The 18,560-nt window shown below is 49.8% G+C and carries 19 protein-coding genes and 1 other RNA gene; 8 read left to right on the top strand and 12 right to left on the bottom strand.

Annotated features, from left to right (window positions below):
* Positions 1 to 2: 2 nt before the first annotated feature.
* From BFP76_RS07240 to BFP76_RS07190, 11 genes are all read right to left on the bottom strand, one after another.
* Positions 3 to 1,790 (bottom strand): peptidoglycan D,D-transpeptidase FtsI family protein, encoded by a 1,788-nt coding sequence (locus BFP76_RS07240; RefSeq protein WP_099592488.1) that lies wholly within the window; start codon positions 1,788 to 1,790, stop codon positions 3 to 5.
* A 1-nt stretch (position 1,791) separates the two neighbouring features.
* Positions 1,792 to 2,142, bottom strand: a complete 351-nt coding sequence (ftsL, locus tag BFP76_RS07235) for a cell division protein FtsL (protein ID WP_099592487.1) — start codon at positions 2,140 to 2,142, stop codon at positions 1,792 to 1,794.
* Position 2,143: 1 nt separating this feature from the next.
* Positions 2,144 to 3,157, bottom strand: a complete 1,014-nt coding sequence (gene rsmH / locus BFP76_RS07230) for a 16S rRNA (cytosine(1402)-N(4))-methyltransferase RsmH (protein WP_099592486.1) — start codon at positions 3,155 to 3,157, stop codon at positions 2,144 to 2,146.
* Between the two features lie 3 nt (positions 3,158 to 3,160).
* Positions 3,161 to 3,661, bottom strand: coding sequence for a division/cell wall cluster transcriptional repressor MraZ (gene mraZ / locus BFP76_RS07225; RefSeq protein ID WP_099592485.1), 501 nt, complete (start codon positions 3,659 to 3,661; stop codon positions 3,161 to 3,163).
* Between the two features lie 617 nt (positions 3,662 to 4,278).
* Entirely contained in the window at positions 4,279 to 6,258 is a 1,980-nt protein-coding gene (locus BFP76_RS07220) for a bifunctional 2',3'-cyclic-nucleotide 2'-phosphodiesterase/3'-nucleotidase (RefSeq protein WP_099592484.1), read from the bottom strand.
* A 167-nt stretch (positions 6,259 to 6,425) separates the two neighbouring features.
* An RNA gene (gene rnpB / locus BFP76_RS07215) (RNase P RNA component class A) lies at positions 6,426 to 6,795 on the bottom strand.
* Positions 6,796 to 6,804: 9 nt separating this feature from the next.
* Positions 6,805 to 7,530 carry an N-acetylmuramoyl-L-alanine amidase gene (locus tag BFP76_RS07210; RefSeq protein WP_240514000.1) on the bottom strand — a complete coding sequence of 242 codons (726 nt, stop codon included), beginning with the start codon at positions 7,528 to 7,530 and terminating at the stop codon, positions 6,805 to 6,807.
* A 7-nt stretch (positions 7,531 to 7,537) separates the two neighbouring features.
* Positions 7,538 to 8,227, bottom strand: coding sequence for a hypothetical protein (locus tag BFP76_RS07205; RefSeq protein WP_099592483.1), 690 nt, complete (start codon positions 8,225 to 8,227; stop codon positions 7,538 to 7,540).
* 46 nt (positions 8,228 to 8,273) lie between these two features.
* Positions 8,274 to 9,761, bottom strand: a complete 1,488-nt coding sequence (gene gatA, locus BFP76_RS07200) for an Asp-tRNA(Asn)/Glu-tRNA(Gln) amidotransferase subunit GatA (protein ID WP_099592482.1) — start codon at positions 9,759 to 9,761, stop codon at positions 8,274 to 8,276.
* A 3-nt stretch (positions 9,762 to 9,764) separates the two neighbouring features.
* The gene (gene gatC, locus BFP76_RS07195) at positions 9,765 to 10,052 is read right to left on the bottom strand and encodes an Asp-tRNA(Asn)/Glu-tRNA(Gln) amidotransferase subunit GatC (protein ID WP_099593975.1); all 288 of its coding nucleotides are present in this window, start codon (positions 10,050 to 10,052) and stop codon (positions 9,765 to 9,767) included.
* Positions 10,053 to 10,137: 85 nt separating this feature from the next.
* A complete protein-coding gene (locus tag BFP76_RS07190; RefSeq protein WP_099593973.1) occupies positions 10,138 to 10,590 on the bottom strand; it encodes a nucleoside deaminase in 453 nt (150 codons plus the stop codon).
* Positions 10,591 to 10,655: 65 nt separating this feature from the next.
* Here BFP76_RS07190 and BFP76_RS07185 point away from each other — a divergent pair, with 65 nt between their 5' ends.
* A complete protein-coding gene (locus BFP76_RS07185; protein ID WP_099592481.1) occupies positions 10,656 to 11,516 on the top strand; it encodes a pseudouridine synthase in 861 nt (286 codons plus the stop codon).
* Here the strand turns inward: BFP76_RS07185 and BFP76_RS07180 are convergent, their stop codons facing one another.
* Positions 11,517 to 11,723 (bottom strand): cold-shock protein, encoded by a 207-nt coding sequence (locus BFP76_RS07180; protein WP_099592480.1) that lies wholly within the window; start codon positions 11,721 to 11,723, stop codon positions 11,517 to 11,519. It abuts the gene before it with no gap.
* Between the two features lie 263 nt (positions 11,724 to 11,986).
* Between BFP76_RS07180 and BFP76_RS07175 the strand changes: the two genes are divergently transcribed.
* The 7 genes from BFP76_RS07175 to BFP76_RS07145 all read left to right on the top strand — a co-directional run bounded on the left by BFP76_RS07175 (position 11,987) and on the right by BFP76_RS07145 (position 18,553).
* Positions 11,987 to 12,805 (top strand): TerC family protein, encoded by an 819-nt coding sequence (locus tag BFP76_RS07175; protein ID WP_099592479.1) that lies wholly within the window; start codon positions 11,987 to 11,989, stop codon positions 12,803 to 12,805.
* Positions 12,806 to 12,989: 184 nt separating this feature from the next.
* Positions 12,990 to 13,871: a 5-bromo-4-chloroindolyl phosphate hydrolysis family protein gene (locus BFP76_RS07170; protein ID WP_099592478.1), complete on the top strand. Its 882-nt coding sequence runs from the start codon at positions 12,990 to 12,992 to the stop codon at positions 13,869 to 13,871.
* Positions 13,872 to 13,895: 24 nt separating this feature from the next.
* Positions 13,896 to 15,083: a toxic anion resistance protein gene (locus BFP76_RS07165; protein ID WP_099592477.1), complete on the top strand. Its 1,188-nt coding sequence runs from the start codon at positions 13,896 to 13,898 to the stop codon at positions 15,081 to 15,083.
* A gap of 57 nt (positions 15,084 to 15,140) precedes the next feature.
* Positions 15,141 to 16,253, top strand: coding sequence for an SPFH domain-containing protein (locus BFP76_RS07160; RefSeq protein ID WP_099592476.1), 1,113 nt, complete (start codon positions 15,141 to 15,143; stop codon positions 16,251 to 16,253).
* A gap of 9 nt (positions 16,254 to 16,262) precedes the next feature.
* On the top strand, positions 16,263 to 17,444 hold the full coding sequence (locus BFP76_RS07155) for a TFIIB-type zinc ribbon-containing protein (protein ID WP_099592475.1): 1,182 nt from the start codon (positions 16,263 to 16,265) through the stop codon (positions 17,442 to 17,444).
* Between the two features lie 3 nt (positions 17,445 to 17,447).
* A complete protein-coding gene (locus BFP76_RS07150) occupies positions 17,448 to 18,191 on the top strand; it encodes a rhomboid family intramembrane serine protease (RefSeq protein WP_099592474.1) in 744 nt (247 codons plus the stop codon).
* Positions 18,188 to 18,553 (top strand): GFA family protein, encoded by a 366-nt coding sequence (locus tag BFP76_RS07145; RefSeq protein ID WP_099592473.1) that lies wholly within the window; start codon positions 18,188 to 18,190, stop codon positions 18,551 to 18,553. The genes BFP76_RS07150 and BFP76_RS07145 overlap by 4 nt, the downstream gene beginning before the upstream one ends.
* Positions 18,554 to 18,560 lie beyond the last annotated feature (7 nt).

The raw sequence follows: 18,560 nt of genomic DNA, 5'->3' as shown, positions 1-18,560 counted from the left end.
GATCAGTTACCAGCGGACGTGTATGTTATCTGATCGATGGCTGCAACTGCTGGTCGCAAATCCAACACGGGTGCCACGCGTGAAATAAGTTCGGCGGCAACGGGCACCGCTGTCCACCCTGCGGTGCGGCGTTTTTCACCGTGAACGAAAACCTCTGGTTCATCAAGGCTTAGGATCAACACATATTTTGGATTACTCGCAGGGAATACCGTTGCGAATGTCGCAATCACGCGATCCTCGTAATACCCACCCGATGGTTTGGGTTTATCCGCTGTGCCGGTTTTACCAGCAACTTCGTATCCTTCAACCTCGCCCAAGCTTGCCGTGCCTTTGGCAACCACTTGGCGCAACATATAGCGAAGCTGTGCCGATGTTTTTTCAGAAATCACCTGTGGGCGGTCTTTGGCAATGCCGCGTTGTTTGATCAAAGTTGGTTTCACACGATAACCACCGTTCGTAATCGTGGCATAGGCTGTCGCGAGATGTAATGGCGTTGCCGCAATCCCGTGACCATATGAAATGGTCATGGTTGAAATATCCGACCAGCGTTTTGGCAAGATCGGTTTGGTTTGTGTGGCAGAACCCAATTCAACATCAACTGGTTCAAAAAACCCAAGATCAGACAACATTTGTTGTTGTGCACCTGCGCCTGCCTCCAGCGCCATGCGCGCGGTGCCAACGTTGGATGATTTCACCATAACATCGGTCAGGCTCAGCGTTTTGCCGTAATTATGAAAATCGCGGATTTTGAATTTGCCAACGCGCATCGGGCTTTCGGTATTAATCAATGTATCTGGTGTGGCCAAGCCTTTTTCCAGATGCGTTGCAGCGGCGAATAATTTGAAGGTTGAGCCAAGCTCATACAAACCTTGGGCCGCACGATTGAACAACGGACTGTCGGATGGATCACCTTCGACCAAGGGGTTTGGGCGATCATTGGGATCAAAATCGGGCAATGACACCATAGAAACGATTTCGCCGGTGTTCACCTCCATCAACACCGCCGATGCACCCTTGGCACCCATAATTTTCATTCCACCGTTTAAGACGCGGCGCGTGGTTGCTTGGGCGGTCAGATCAATTGACAGTTCCAGTGGTGCGCCATTCATCGCAGGATCGCGCAACAATTTGTCGTGGTATTTTTCAATGCCAGCAACGCCGACGATTTCTGCGGCTTGAACACCCTCTTTACCAAATCCAGCACCGCCCAAGATATGCGCTGCCAAATTCCCATTTGGATAAAGCCGCATTTCGCGCGGCCCAAACAACAGGCCGGGTTCACCCAAATCATGCACCGCTTGGCGTTGTTCGGGGCTGATTTTGCGTTTCACCCATAAAAATTTGCGTTTTCCACTGGTGAAATCACGCGTCAGACGTTTTTCATCAAGATCAGGAAAGATTTTCATCAAATCTTTGGCCGCCTTGGCAGGGTTAATCATCAATGGTGGCTGTGCATAGAGCGATTGCGTCGTCAGGTTGGTTGCCAAGACCGTACCGTTGCGATCAACAATATCGGCGCGTTGGTTCAAAATCTGACTGGTGGATGCAATCGCATTGGGTTCGGCAGGTTCGGTTGCCGCCAACATCCCCATACGTGCCCCAATCGCACCAAATGCAAAAAAGAACGCAACCCCCATGATCATCAAACGGTTTTCGGCGCGTTTGCGTTGGCGGGTCATCATTGCTTGGTTTCGCTTGGCACGTTCGCGTGCCTCGATCCGATCAGGGTTTTCACCCTTGGAACGTGCGGAAATAACAGATGCTAATGGGCGCAATGGGGTGCGGTTCATATCATTCAACCCCTTCTGAGTTTTGAACAGCAATCGGCTCGTTTACGATTTCCAAATTTGTTGGGCGCGGCGGGAAGGCCACCAAATTTGTATCGCCAAAATGTTGTGATGACAGCGGGATCAAACCCAATGTTTCAAAGTTCAAATCCGCCAATTCACGCAATCGTTCGGGGCGGTTTAAATATGCCCACTCGGCCTTGAGCACCGAAATCGCTTCGCGTTCAGATGCAATTTCTTGTTGCAGCTTTTGCACACGTTTTGCCGTCGCCTGCGTGCGATAATTTTCGGTATAGGCCCAATAGGCCATACCAACGACCAATGCACAGCATAACAGATAGAGGAAATTCTTCATTTTATACCAGCCTTTCCAAATCAAAATTGGGCAGCCCTAATTTGCGCCCATCAATATTCCCCGCAGGGGCGGATAATCGCCGCGCGAGCCTTAATTTTGCCGAACGGGCACGTGGATTTGCCGCCAGTTCATCTTCGCGTGCGCTGATTGCTTTGCGCCCGATGCGTTCAAACCTTGGTTCGTCTTGTGCCTGTTCTGGTTGATACCTGCTCCCGCGAGGCATTTCAGAACTACGTGCCTGTAAAAAACGTTTCACGATGCGATCTTCCAGTGAATGAAATGTGACCACCGCCAAAATGCCGCCTTCGACCAGCGCATTTTCAGCCGCGATCAATCCATCCACCAATTGGCCTAACTCATCATTCACCGCGATACGCAATGCTTGAAAGCTGCGCGTTGCGGGGTGGGCCTGGTTTGGTTTGGCGCGGGGCAAAGAATTTTCAATCACACGCGCCAATTCACTTGTGGTTTGAAACGCGGCTTCGCTGCGAGCCTTGACGATGTTGCGTGCGATACGGCGCGATGCACGTTCTTCGCCGTAAAGATACAACATATCGGCCAGTGTGGATTCATCCGCTGTGTTTACAATATCAGCGGCGGTTGTTCCCGATTGGGACATGCGCATATCCAATGGGCCGTCTTGGATAAATGAAAATCCACGTTCGGCCTGATCGATTTGCATAGAGGACACGCCAATATCCAAAACCACCCCATCAAGAGGCAGCGCATCGTTTTGTTCCGCAAGCGTATCCAAATTACCAAATTCACCGGCGATCAAGCGAAGGCGATCGCCATATTCACCTGCCCAAACGGCGGCGCGTTCAAATGTTTCGGGATCGCGATCAATGGCATAAACTGTATCCGCACCTGCATCTAATAATGCACGCGTATACCCACCCGCACCAAAGGTGCCATCCAACCAACGCCCAGACACAGGCGCAATGGCATCCAAAATTGGGGACAATAATACGGGAATGTGTGGCGCGGTGGCTGTATCATCTGACGCCTGAACCATTGCTTACACCCCAGGTGCTGCATCAAGAAGGGTGAGAACATCAAAACCTTCTTCGAATTCATCAAGATAATCATCCATCGCACTTGCCTGATCTTCGTATGTGTCTGGATGCCAGATTTGGAATGTGTCACCCGATGCAATAAAGAACACTTGGTTCGTCAGACCCAATTTTTCGCGCAATTTCGGGCTCAGCACGATTTGACCTGTTTCATTTACTTGCAACTGGACGGCCTGCCCTGAAAAGGTGCGCTCCAATGCGCGACGTGGTTTTGATCCACGTGGCAATTGTGCGATTTTATCGTCAACCTCTTCCATCGCGGTCATTGTAAAACCTTCGATGAATTCACGGCGATGGTCGCCGTAAACCAGCACAAGTTGTGGTTCGCGATCTGGGTTGTGTTCTGGATCACAATCTTCGAGCACACGCCGAAAGGCAGCCGGGATAGACACCCGACCTTTTCCGTCCATTTTTTGGACGAATTCACCTTTAAAACGTTGTGCCACCTTTGTGACTCCTCGTTAACATCGGGCCAGAAATGGAAACGGCGGGTTGAGCTGCTGCCACTGCTCAATCCGCCGCCCTCTGTCCCACTTTGGACTGTCTGATTTGTGGTGCCACCTTGGGGGGGTGTCTGCTCGCACGCACGTCAGATCTTTCTTTCAATAAGGAGGGTGCCTGTACGAAACCTGCGAGGTTTTCTTATGTGGGTCTTAACGCCCGTTTAAAATTGCCCTTAACCTTATCTTGCATTTAGGAATACATGGGAAATCATAGTCTGCAAAGGGATTTTTTTAGTCTTTATCGCAAAAACAGCATATCTGATAGTGATTTTTTGCATAGCGTTGCGACAATATGGACAAATAGCCACACTTTATTGTGTCTGACTTTTACATTTACGCTAGATATAGTGATTTTTGAAGATTTCCTATTTATTCCTAAGTTTTTCCTATCTCAGACCATATCTGGTATCGCAAACGCGGAACATAGGTGGAACATATTGAAAAACATGTCATTTTCTAAGAATCAACGCATATGTTTGATTCGTGTTTGTTCCAAAAAACAAAAAGACCGCCAACGGCGTGGCGGTCTCTGATCTGTTACTTTGTTGTGAGTTATCGCGTTAATCAAGCGTGATACGAAAACGTGCAAACCCATCTGGGCCGTCACCTACCGCGGCAAGGTTAACACCCTTAACATCCGCGATACGCTCTTTGGCCTTTGGCCCAGTATCAAACAAGACACTGGTATCGGGCAATGATTTGAATCGCCAATTGGCATCGGCGCGTGGGTTAATCGTGCCTTGTTCTACGATATAGCGCACGATCACATCTCGGTTTGTATCTGGGCCTTCGAATATAATCGTATCGCCCATGGCACCAGGGAATGACCCACCACCAGATGCGCGATAGTTATTTGTCGCAACCACAAATGTCATATCGGGCGTCACCGGTGCGCCATTATATTGCAAATCAACAATGCGGTTCGCATCGGGATTTAACGCACCACCCTTGGAATCAAATTTGGATGGCTGTGATAGATCAACCTGATAGGTTACGCCATCAATCACATCAAAATTGTAGGATGGGAAATCAGGGTTCAGCAATACCTGATCCGCCTGCCCCGCAGTAATCTGATTAAACATACCTGCGGAACGTTCCAACCAATCCTTCACCTGTGCACCCGTAACCTTTACCGCACGCACAGTGTTTGGATAGAGATACAGATCAGATACGTTTTTGATCGCAACATCACCCACAGGAACATCGGTGTAATATTCGGGGCCACCACGACCACCAGCCTTGAACGGAGCAGCGGCGGATAGAATGGGCAAGCCTTCCCATTCGGTGCCTTGCATCATTTCGGTGATATACCAAGTTTGCGCTTGGGAAACGATTTGTACCGAAGGATCATCTGCAACCAATGCGAAATAGGAATGCAGCGGTGCCTCTGTTTGTCCCACCGATCGGCGTACATATTCCAATGTTGCCGCATGCTCATCCGCGATGCTTGCCTCAACTGAGGCAACACTTTCGACCAGTGGGGTGATTTTACGATCTTCGCCACGTTGTGATATTGGCCGCGCTTCAACAGATGACGTCACCACCTGCCATTCATTGCCAGATTTTTCCAACATCAAATCGATCACACCCAAATGCGAACCCCAGAAACCACCCATTGCGGCGGGTTTGCCATGGATTGTGCCCTGGGCGGCGTCAACGCCCGCAAAATCTGCATATTTTTCGCTTGGGAAAACCAGATGGCTGTGACCTGTCATCAATGCATCGATGCCGTCAATTTCGGCCAGTGGGACAGATGCGTTTTCCATACCATCAGTGTGATTTGCAGAACCAATTCCCGAATGGGACAGCGCGATAATAATATCCGCGCCCTTTTCCTTCATTTCAGGAACATAAGCCTTGGCGGTTTCAACGATATCGCGGGCATTTACCTTGCCCTCTAGGTGGCGACGATCCCAGCCCATGACCTGTGGTGGGACAAAGCCAATCAAACCGATTTTGATGGTATGCGCTTCGCCGCTCCCGTCGGTGATCTGTTTGTCGATCAACACATATGGAGGCAACAGAGTTTTGTCGTCGCGCGGGTTTGCACCCATTTCTTTTGCGATATTTGCGCTAACCACTGGAAAATTCGCACCCGCAATGGATTTCATCAAAAAATCCAAACCATAGTTGAATTCGTGATTACCAAGTGTCGATGCCTCATAACCCAGCGTATTCATGGCGGTAATGATCGGGTGCATATCACCCTCTTTCATCCCACGCTCATAGGCGATGTAATCCCCCATGGGATTACCTTGCAGAAAATCACCATTATCAACCAACATTGCATTGGTGGATTCTGCACGGATGTCCTCGATGATGGCGGCGGTACTTGCCAAGCCAACCGTATCGGCCGGGCGATCACCATAATAATCATATGGCATGACATGCACGTGCAAATCGGTTGTTTCCATAATGCGCAGATGCGCCTGATTGCCAGCAGCATTTGCCGAAAACGGATGTAGTGCAAACAGCGAACTGGCAGCGACACCTGTTCCCAATAATGTACGACGATTAAGTTTGGTATGATCAATTGGCATGTTTGGCTCCGACGTTTTGAAAGACCAATGTCATTCTTCTTTGCAAACAAAGAGGAATGGCAATGAAATCTATGGTTCAAATTGACTATGCGGCGAATGTATCAATATCACGACACCTGATCAGCCTAGCCAGCTATTTTTGATAAATCTAGGGTTGATCAAAGTTATTTTGCGGATGGCCTATAAGCCGGATTTTGTTCAGGGCTTGCGCCCGTTGATGACCATTCATCTGGGCCTGCTGTTGCCAACAGGCTCTTGCAACCAACCCGGATCTGCTGGGGCCAAAGCAACCCCGACCGCACGCGGCCACGCGATCCCTATTTGGTTTTGCACCCGGCGGGGCTTGCCTTGCCAGTGATGTTACCACCACCGCGGTGGGCTCTTACTCCACCGTTTCACCTTGACCTGCGTAAACGCGGGCTGTCTTTTCTCTGTGGCGCTTTCCCTTGGGTTACCCCAGGCGGGCGTTACCCGCCGCCGTTGCCTTGTGGTGTCCGGACTTTCCTCACGTAAACGTGCAGCCATCCAGCCATCCGCAATTGCGCATTAAGCACAAGTTTGCCCAAGGTCAACATCCGCGCAAGGGTAATCGCGTGCCAGTGTTTCGATGATTGCAACATCTGCGCCTGTCAGTTTTCCAACCGCGGATGGGTTAAACCGCAAACGAAATGCATCCAGCACGGTTTGCCATGCGGACAAATCATCGCTGGGTGCGCGATAACCAAAGGTTGTCGCGGCCATGCTGAACCGATCCCAATCTGGCACGGCCAAAAAATCGGGGCTTGGCCAAATGGATAACCCCTTGTGAGCAAGGCGTTGCCAATCAAAATTGGGACCTGGATCAAATTTGCGCCCTGACGCCATATCCGAATGGCCAATCACACGTGCCGCGGGGATATTGTTGCGATCAAGAATATCCGCAAGCAATCCTTGCAGTGCAATCATTTGTGTTTCAGGAAAATCGGGCGCATCGCTTTCTGGGCCTTTGTTGGCGATTTCTATGCCAATACTGTGGGAATTGACATCGACCACATTGCCCCATTGCCCAGCGCCCGCATGCCAAGCTCGCATGGTTTCATCAACCAATTGGGTGATCGCGCCATCTTCTGCGACAACATAATGTGCTGATACTTCGACAGATGGATCGCACAACCGTTCAATGGCGGCCTCTGCGGTTTCCATCGCGGTGTAATGCAGCACTACCATGTCAGGTGACAGCCCGTGTTTGCGCGGGCCACAATTTTCTGATTTTACGTGGTGAATATCCACCATTCAACGCTTATTGCGCGGATGCGCTACGTGAATTGAAATAACCGTATGGTGTCCATGAACAGGCGAAACCATCACCATCAGCATCCAATTTCAATGGATCCTTGCGTGGGCCACCTTGCAACAAGAATGTCACCTGCGCCAAATCGCGATCCGCATAATTGTTGCAATTATTTGCGGTGTAATCTTTTTTGTTCCGACGATAGCGCGAACGTCCCACGGTGCGGTCTTTGTTGGCTTGGGCGTAGCTGGCCAAATCTGTGCCACCTTGTTTTTGCGGCAATTCTTTGGCGTCAAACACGGTATAGGTGCGTTTCAACTCTTCCAATTTCGCCGCATCGGTTTCGATGGTTTCACGTTGTGTCACCGCCTCGAAATCTTGGGAATTGGAAATCGTGGAACGATCTGTTTCTGGCAGAGGTGCAGGCGCGGGGGTATCCGTTGCGTTCAACTCATTTTCGGCCTGTTCCAACAGATTATCAACGGACGCGTCATTGCTTGGTGTGGTCGCCAATGTGTTTTCAGCCGCCAATTCACGCTGTGCTTGCGCCTGTTCGGCGCGTTGCAAACGCTGTTCTTCGATGGATAGCGCGGGCGATTGCGGTGTTACAGATTCAAAATAATCATCTGGTGTTGGCGGTGGTGGTGAACACGCCGCCAACAAACCCGCAGTAATCGTCATACCCAAAATTAAACGCATATTTGCCTCTTACAATTTTTAGGCATTCTATGCCCTTAACAAAAACTTACCACCATTTATTTGGTTTGGAAACAAAACCTGCGGATTGTTCCAAGCGATAAGCGATATTTAGCATATCACCCTCTTCCCAAGGACGTCCAATCAACTGTAGCCCCAATGGCAATCCATTGGCATCCGTACCCGTTGGAACCGACACACCTGGCAAACCAGCCATGTTAACCGTCACGGTAAACACATCGTTAAGATACATTTTAATTGGGTCTTCGTTTTTCATTTCACCAATGCCAAACGCAGCAGACGGTGTTGCAGGTGTTAAAATCGCATCCACACCCGTTGCATATACATCGTCGAAATCTTTCTTGATCAACGTGCGTACACGCTGTGCACGGCGATAATAGGCATCGTAAAATCCTGCGGATAATACATATGCGCCAATCATCACACGGCGTTTCACCTCGTCACCGAAACCTTCGGCGCGGGTGCGTTCGTACATTTCATTGATACCTTCGCCAGATTGCAACGTGGCGCGTTTGCCATAGCGCACGCCATCATAACGGGCGAGGTTTGATGATGCTTCGGCTGGTGCCAGAACATAATATGCAGGCAATGCGTATTTGGTATGGGGCAGTGAAACATCGACGATTTCAGCACCCGCATCGCGCAACATATCCGCACCATCTGCCCACAGCTTTTCAATTTCGGCGGGCATGCCATCAATGCGATATTCATTTGGAATACCGATTTTCTTGCCTTTGATATCACCCGTCAGCATCGATTCAAAATTTGGCACAGGCAGGTTTGCAGATGTGGAATCTTTGGCATCATACCCTGCCATTGTTTCCAACATGATCGCAGCATCACGCACATCTTTCGTCATGGGACCCGCTTGATCCAGCGATGACGCAAATGCGATCACGCCCCAACGTGAACAACGACCATAGGTGGGTTTCACACCTGTGATCCCAACAAATGCCGCAGGTTGGCGAATGGAGCCACCGGTATCCGTACCCGTTGCCGCCAAACACAAATCCGCAGCAACAGCCGCCGCAGACCCACCAGATGAACCACCCGGTGTCAATTTTGTATCCGAACCTTCACGACGCCATGGATTGATCGCAGGGCCATAGGCAGATGTTTCATTCGATGAACCCATCGCGAATTCATCCATGTTCAATTTGCCCAACATAACCGCACCAGAATCCCACAGCTTGGTGGTGATCGTGCTTTCATATTCGGGTTTAAAACCGTCAAGGATATTTGATGCCGCTTGAGATTTCACACCTTTGGTGCAAAACAAATCTTTGATACCAAGTGGAATACCACACATATCAGGCGCATCGCCCGCGCCGATACGCGCATCCGCCGCCTTGGCCTGTTCGATGGCGATGTCAGGTGTGTGTGCACAATATGCGTTCAACGCATCCGCACCCGCCGCCGCATCCAGACAGCTTTGCGTTAATTCAACAGCGGTAATTTCTTTGGCGCGGAGTTTTTCGCGTGCACCCGATATGGTTAGTTTTGATAATTCGCTCATAATCTATTCCACCACTTTTGGCACAGCAAAGAAACCTTCGCGCGCATCAGGCGCATTGGCCAAAATCTTGTCTTGTTGATAACCATCTGTCACCTCGTCCTTGCGCATTGGCAGGTTCATTGGGGTGACAGATGTCAATGGTTCCACACCTTCGACATCAACCTCGGACAGCTGTTCCATAAAATCCAAAATGCCTGACAGTTCCCCTGCCAAGGCATCTAAATCTTCGTCTTTTACTTCGATCCGCGCCAAATATGCTGCGCGGCGTGCTGTTTCTTTGTCGATCGACATGTGCTGTTCCATCCGATGGTCATCTGTTTGGGCGATATTTATCGGGCAAGGCACAGTTTCGCAAGGCGACAATGCACCCTGCCCGCTATTCACGCAGTTTTGCAAAAAAATCTGTTAGCAAACGCTCTGCCGGCTTGGCGTTTATCCCATCGTAAACCTCTGGTGCGTGGTGGCATTGGGCGTGCTGGAAAATGCGCGGCCCCTGTTCCACCCCACCCGATTTTGGGTCACTTGCCCCATAATAAAGGCGTGCAAGGCGTGCGTTTGAAATGGCGGCGGCACACATCGGGCATGGCTCCAGCGTGACGTATAGGTCAGCATTGGTTAACCGTTCCGCGCCCAATACATCACAGGCTGCGCGAATGGCCAAGATTTCTGCATGTGCTGTGGGATCATTCAATTCACGCGTCCGATTCCCAGCCGATGCGATCACATCTCCATTTCGCACGATCACCGCGCCAACGGGCACTTCGCCACGATCGGCCGCGGCGGCGGCCTGTTCCAGTGCGATATCCATAAAGCTGTTAAATTGTGTCATAGAATTGTCTTGCGCCAAAACGAACATAACTTGCAAGACCCAAGCGTTTGGCGCATAGGGGGCATATGAGCCAAGAACCAGAACGTATTGCCAAATTCCTTGCCCGCGCGGGCGTTGCATCGCGCCGCGAAATCGAACGTATGATTGAAGCGGGTCGTATCACGCTAAATGGCGAGGTGTTGAAAACACCTGCGGTCAAGGTAACAGATGCCGATAATATCATTGTCGACAACAAACCCGCCCCAACAAAACAGCCCCCGCGGTTTTGGCGCTATTACAAGCCGCTTGGTTTGGTCAGCACAGAACGTGATGAAAAAGGGCGCAAAACCATTTTTGATGATCTGCCCGAAGATATGCCGCGCACCATGAGCGTGGGGCGTTTGGATATCAATTCCGAAGGATTGTTATTGTTAACCAATGATGGTGGTATCAAACGCAAATTGGAATTGCCCGCCACGGGTTGGTTGCGCCGATACCGCGTGCGTGTGAATGGTCGCCCCACTGATGAAACGTTCGAACCATTACGCCAAGGTGTTGTGATTGATCGCGAGGTTTTCGCACCAATGGAAGTGATCCTTGATCGCCAACAAGGGGCGAATGCGTGGCTCACCGTTGGGCTTCGCGAAGGTAAATACCGCGAGGTACGCCGCGCCATGGAACATGTTGGCATGAAGGTGAACCGCCTGATCCGTATCAGTTACGGCCCATTTCAATTGGGCGATATGGAACCGGGTGAAGTGCGCAGCATTCCAACCCGCGTGTTCAAAGAACAGCTTGGCCCAGAAGGTGCCGATTTATTTGATACAGTGGACGAAAGCGACAAGCCAAAACGCACGTTAAAGCCACGCCCAAACAAATCGCGCGGCACACGAAATTCGCCCCGCAGCGATGCAGGCAATAAAAAACCAAATAAAAAACGGCGCTAATTAACTGGGTTTCAGATGGCCCGCCATCTGACGCCCATCGCGCCCATCAATCAATTCGTATTCAATAGGTTGATCATCCTGAAGCGATTCAATCCCTGCTTCTTGCAACGCGGATACATGAACAAAAATATCTTTGTCGCCGTCTTCGGGTTGGATAAAACCATAACCCTTTGCAGCATTAAACCACTTCACTTTTCCCTTTGCCATTAGATTAGTCCCTTAATCTTGAACGATAGCACGGCGAAATTCCGTGCCACACGCGCATCTGCCATGCACCCTCGGGGGTGAGGTTCTAAAATTTGACAAAGTCACAGCAGACATCGCGACGTAGCGTAACTTAACCCAAAAAGTGATTTTTTCAAAATACTTGCTCGCGCATGCGCGGGTCGATTGGCCAAAAGTTGCTTGCAGGTCTGATTCACAGCCCCTATTTCTGATGGAAATGAGTAATTTAGGCGGAGAATCCCCAAATGGCAGATTTATTTACCATCGAAAACCTCGGCAATTTGGCCGTATTGATCTTTTTGCAAGCTGTGCTTGGCTTTGACAACTTGTTGTATATTTCAATTGAATCACAACGTGCACCTTTGGAATCTCAGAAAAAGGTACGCTTTTGGGGCATTATCATCGCCGTTGCGTTGCGGGTTGTGTTGCTGTTCACAATGATTCAGCTGATCGAAATGATGAAAGAACCGTTTTATGTGTTCAACATGCCCGGCATCCTTGAAGGTGGCGTAAACTTTGCCACGGTGGTGTTCCTAATCGGGGGTATGTTCATCATGTATACCGCGTTCAAGGAAATTACCCATATGTTGACCATCGAACATCTTGAAACCGATGTCGAAAAGAAAAGCGGCAAATCAGCGGCGCAGGTTATCACCCTGATCGTGATGATGAACTTGATCTTTAGCTTTGATTCAATCCTATCTGCCCTTGCGATCACTGATGTGTTCCCCGTGCTCGCGATTGCGATCCTGGCATCTGGTGCGGCAATGTTGTTATTGGCCGATGGTGTGACGGTGTTCTTGAAGAAAAACCGCATGTACGAAGTTTTGGGTCTGTTTATTCTGCTAATTGTTGGTGTTGTTCTGTTGGGCGAAGTTGGACCAGCTGCAGCACATGCGATGCATGACGATAGTTTGCAAATCCGCATCTTTGGCTATGAATTGCTGCCAATGTCCAAAACGACATTCTATTTCTCTGTAATCGTTCTGGTTGCGGTGGAAATTATCCAATCTGGATATCAGAAAAAGCTCGCGCATGAACGTGCGGCAGGCGCCAAACACTAAAATAAGTAAAAATAATGAAAACCGCAGACTAGTATCTGCGGTTTTCCTTTATATATTGGTTGTACTTGGGGTTTTCTCGAATTGAGGAAAGAATGTCTGCATCCAGCCTGAAATGGTTTAACTTTATTATTCTTGTTGCCGTGATCGTCACGGTGTCTTTTGGCGCATTTGCAGGTGGTCTGTAATGGCGCAACGATTTGGCGGAAAATATAGCCCGACGGCACAGACGAATAAATTTCGCGGGCGCAAAACCTATCAATCCAACATTCGCACCAAGATTTTATTCTTGGCACCTATGCCCCTGTTATTTGCCGCAATCGGCGAATTGCGTGCAGGCGATGCAATTGGAATGCTTTCGGAACTGGGCGCATTTGCGATTTTGATTTTGGCGGCTTGGTTGTTACGCGATGGTTTAGATGCCGAACAAGCCTATCACGCACGTAAAATCGCCCGCCCCCCTGCGATCCCTCGAAAAATTTTCGCATCAGTGCTCACAGCACTTGGTGTTGGCGCTGCCAGCTACTTTGGTTGGAAACAGGGCATTTTGCCCTCGATCATTTTCGCCGCCATCGCAGGTGGTGCACATACGTTCAGCTTTGGCATCGATCCCTTGCGCAAAAAAGGCATGGAAGGCGTGAATGAATTTGACGCCCAACGCGTGGCCAAGGCCGTGGAAAAGGCGGAAAAACTGGTGGCCGAAACATTGGCCGCATCCAAACGCATTGGGGATCGCCAAATCGAGGGTCGGGTCGAGGCATTGGCATCCGCCGCACGCGATATGTTTCGCACCGTCGAAGAAGACCCACGCGATTTGACAACGGCGCGAAAATTCATGAGCATCTATTTAAAAGGTGCGCGTGATGCGACTGTAAAATTTGCCGATTTTTTTAGTAAAACCAAAGATGAAAACGCGCGCCAAGATTACAAAGATTTGCTCAGCGATCTTGAACGTAGCTTTGATGCGCAACGTGAAACCATGCTGTTGGATAACCGCACAGACCTTGATGTTGAAATCGAGGTTCTGCGCGACCGATTGAAACAAGAAGGCCTTCAGGCCAAACCATAACACCGACCGATTAGGAGAAACCATATGTCCGATATCCGAGCAAAGGCAGAAACTGCCCTTAAAGAAGTGGAAGAAGTTACCGCCGTTATTTTGCCAGAACCAAAGGGCGAATTGGTTGTAATCGAAGAGATGAAACCAAATGAACAGGCCGCAATTGATGCGCGTGTCAAAGAAATCGACATGGATAATACGCAATCCATCATCGAATTTGGTTCATCCGCGCAAACAGAATTGCAAGCAATCAGCCAAGAAATGCTGGCAGGTGTGCGCAACAAGGATGTTGGCCCCGCAGGCGAAAGCCTGCGTTCAATGGTGACATCCATTCGTGGTTTTTCCGTTGATGAATTGAACCCAAATCGCAAATTGTCATGGTGGGAACGTCTGATCGGGCGCACAGCACCCGTTGCCAAATTCATGGCGAAATACGAAACCGTACAGGGACAGATTGACCGCATCACCGACGAATTGCTTGATCACGAACATATCTTGCTCAAAGATATCAAATCGCTTGATAAACTATATGGCAAAACGCTCGCATTTTACGACGAAATCGGTTTGTACATCGCCGCAGGTGAAACCAAAATCGCCGATCTTGATGCCAAAACAATCCCTGCCAAAGAAAAACAGGTTGAAAAAGCCAAGAAAGACCAAGGCGTGATCAAAGCGCAAGAATTGCGCGATTTGCGTGCAGCGCGTGACGATCTGGAACGCCGTGTGCATGATTTGAAATTGACCCGTCAGGTGACAATGCAATCCTTGCCATCCATTCGTCTGGTTCAGGAAAACGACAAATCACTGGTTACTAAAATCAATTCGACCTTGGTCAACACCGTTCCATTGTGGGAAACCCAATTGGCACAGGCCGTTACAATCCACCGTTCACGCGAAGCCGCAGAAGTGGTGAAAGAGGCCACCGATTTGACCAACGAATTGTTGGAAAGCAATGCGGAAAATCTACAAGCGGCAAACCGCGAAGTGCGCCAACAAATGGAACGCGGTGTATTCGATATCGAAAGCATCAAAAAGGCGAACCAATATTTGATCGACACGATCGAAGAAAGCTTGAAAATCGCCGATGAGGGCAAAGCACGTCGTGCATCCGCCGAAACCGAATTGCAAGATATGGAAGCCAAGCTGAAAGAAACTTTGGCCGCTGCCAAAGCCAAGGAAACAGGCACTGGCGATAATATTGCGACATCGACGGACAGCTAAACATTTGCGCGGCGTCGCATAACCGCCGCGCGATTCGACCATCAAAGGAGCGAAAACATGGGCATTTTGGATTTTATCACCGGTGAATTGATCGACGTTATCCATTGGACGGATGATAGCGACGATACAATCGTTTGGCGGTTTGAACGTGAAGGCCATGAAATCAAATACGGTGCCAAACTGACCGTGCGCGAAGGCCAAGCGGCCGTATTCGTGCATGAAGGCCAGATTGCCGATGTGTTTTCACCAGGGCTTTATATGTTGGAAACCAACAATATGCCGATCCTGACCACATTGAATTACTGGGACCACGGTTTCAAAAGCCCATTTAAATCCGAAATCTATTTCGTGAACACAACGCGGTTTAGCGATCTGAAATGGGGTACAAAAAACCCTGTGATGTGTCGCGACGCCGAATTTGGCCCCGTGCGTTTACGTGCATATGGGACATATGAGGTTAAGGTTTCTGATCCTGCGCGTTTCTTGACCGAAATCGTGGGCACGGATGGTGAATTCACCACCGATGAAATCAGCTATCAAATCCGCAACATCATTGTGTCACGTTTTTCCTCCGCGATTGCGACTTCGGGCATTCCTGTGCTTGATATGGCCGCGAATACGCCAGAGCTGGGCAAACATTTGGCGCAACGTATCGCACCTGAAATCGCGGAATATGGGATCGAATTGCCAAACTTGTTCATCGAAAACATTTCCTTGCCTGACGCGGTAGAAGCGGCGTTGGACAAACGCACATCCATGGGTATCGTGGGTGATTTGCGCACTTTCACCCAATATTCCACCGCAGAGGCCCTGACCACCGGTGCCGCGACACCTGGAAATGGTGGCGGTTTGGCCGCTGGCATGGGTGCGGGTATGGGTATGGCAATGGCAGGTCAAATGGCACAGCAAGGCCCATGGGGCGCACGCCCTGACAATGCGTATATGCCACCACCGCCACCACCTGTGGAAAAGGTCTGGCACATTGCCGACAATGGCAAAACCAAAGGCCCCTATGCACGTGCCGAATTGGGCCGCATGGCCGAAGAGGGTAAATTAAAGCGTGACACCTATGTCTGGACTGTTGGTTTGGATGGTTGGAAAACCGCAGGTGAACTGGATGAATTGGCACAGCTTTTCACCATCATGCCGCCCCCCGCACCAAAGGGTTAATCGCAGAACATGACCGAGGCACCCGCCTTTGAACAAATTTCCATGACCGAGGAACACCGTTTTCCTTGCGAAAGCTGTGGTTCGGACCTGCGGTTCGAACCGGGCACGGATTTGTTAAGTTGTGATCATTGCGGCAATCAACAACAGATTGAACACAGTGCTGGGTTTCGCGGACAAGCCGTGCGCGAATTGGATTTTCGCCGCGCAATCAAAGAAGGCCTGTCTGAATTTGACATGGCCGAAATTCAAACCGTTACTTGCACCAATTGCGGGGCGCATAACGAATTTGATGCGGACACACACGCCGCAGAATGCCCGTTTTGTGCAACCCCAATTGTGACCGGCACCGGTGTTGAACGCCAAATCAAACCGCGCGGCCTGTTACCTTTTCACCTGTCTGAAAAAGAAGCCCGCCAACAAATGACAGATTGGTTGGGGCGCTTATGGTTTGCGCCATCGGGGCTTAAGGCTTATGCGCGAAAGGGGCGTAAAATGTCGGGGGTTTATGTGCCCTATTGGACATATGATGCGCAAACGCAATCGGATTACACGGGCCAGCGTGGCACCGTTTATTACGAAACCCGCCGCGTTTCCGTGGTGGTGAACGGGCGGCGCCAAATGCGCACGCGCCAAGTTCCCAAAATCCGTTGGAAAAATGTACGTGGACGGGTCGCGCGATTTTTTGACGATGTTCTGGTGCTTGCGTCGCAAAGTCTTCCGAAAAAATATACCGATGGATTGGCACCTTGGGATTTATCATCCATGCAACCCTATCGCCCCGAATATCTGGCAGGGTTTCGCGCCGAAGGGTATACCGTAACGCTTGAGGATGGATATGCCGAGGCGGCGGAACACATGAACCGCATGATCGAACGCGATGTGCGTTTTGATATTGGCGGGGATCGCCAACAGATTGATCATATTTCAACAGATGTGGGAACATTAACGTTCAAACATGTTCTGCTACCAGTTTGGGTGGCGGCCTATAAATATCAGGGTAAAACCTATCGTTTTGTTGTGAATGGACGCACAGGAAATGTGCAAGGCGAGCGCCCATTTTCAAAGTGGAAAATTATATTCGCAATTTTGTTTGGCCTGATCGTCGCCGCGATCTTTGGTTATATGGTGGCACATGGTCAGAACAATGGCACCTTTCCAAACGGTAATTTCAACTTAGAATGGTTAGATTAGCCCATGTTTCCAATTCGCGATCATAATCCATCCCGTCATCCCGCCTATGTCACATGGGGGTTGATGGCGGTGAACATTATTGTGTTCATGCTCTATGTGCCGATTTTGGGTGATGATATCGCGCTTGCGAATTTCTTTGATACTTGGGCTATGGTCCCAGCGGAAATCACATCTGGCACTGAATACCATACGGCACTTACATCGATGTTTCTGCATGGTGGGTTCATGCATATCGCGGGTAACATGCTGTTTTTATGGATATTTGGCGACAATGTCGAAGATACAATGGGGCATATTCCATTCCTTTTGTTTTACCTTGCTGCTGGGTTTGCAGCGGATGCGATACATGTTTTGTCTGATCCCAATTCACCCATCCCAACCGTTGGTGCATCGGGTGCCATTGCGGGTGTGATGGGGGCGTATTTGTTGCTCTTTCCCAATGCGAAGGTCGACATTCTGCTTATCCTTTTTGTTTTTATTCGCATCTTTACCTTGCCTGCATTTGTTGTGCTTGGGGTTTGGATGGCGATGCAACTGTTTGGCGGCGTGGCCAATACCGCGGCGGGTGGTGGCGTGGCCTATTGGGCGCATGTCGGTGGTTTTGTTGCTGGCGTGATCTTCACACTCCCGCTCTGGGCAAAACGCGGGGGCAAACAATTTTGGCAGCGAAGCGATTATCACCCACCCCATAAACCCACATTTGAAACCCGCAGCACAACAATTCCTGTTGTTCGGAGACGCAAATGAAACAAAAACTGACCTGTCATTGTGGCGCGGTGGAAATGCGCGTTGAACTGAAACACGGAATTGATTCCGCCCATCGTTGTACGTGTTCATTTTGTCGCCGTCGTGGCGCGCTAAGCGCGGCTGTTGCCTATCCCGATGGGCTGGAAATTATCAAGGGTGCGGACAAGCTCACGCTTTATCAATTCAACACCCATGCCGCAGAACATTATTTCTGTTCGATTTGTGGGAATTACACCCATCATCGCCGCCGCTCGAACCCAAATGAATATGGGGTGAATGTTGGGGCGATTGATGGTGTTGATCCATCCAAAATTGAAAATCCACCTTGGATGGATGGTATCAATCACCCAAGCGATAAATAATCCGTCG

It is taken from the genome of Paramylibacter kogurei (assembly GCF_002742285.1).
Lineage (GTDB): Bacteria > Pseudomonadota > Alphaproteobacteria > Rhodobacterales > Rhodobacteraceae > Amylibacter > Amylibacter kogurei.
This window is presented reverse-complemented; position numbering and strand designations above follow the sequence as displayed.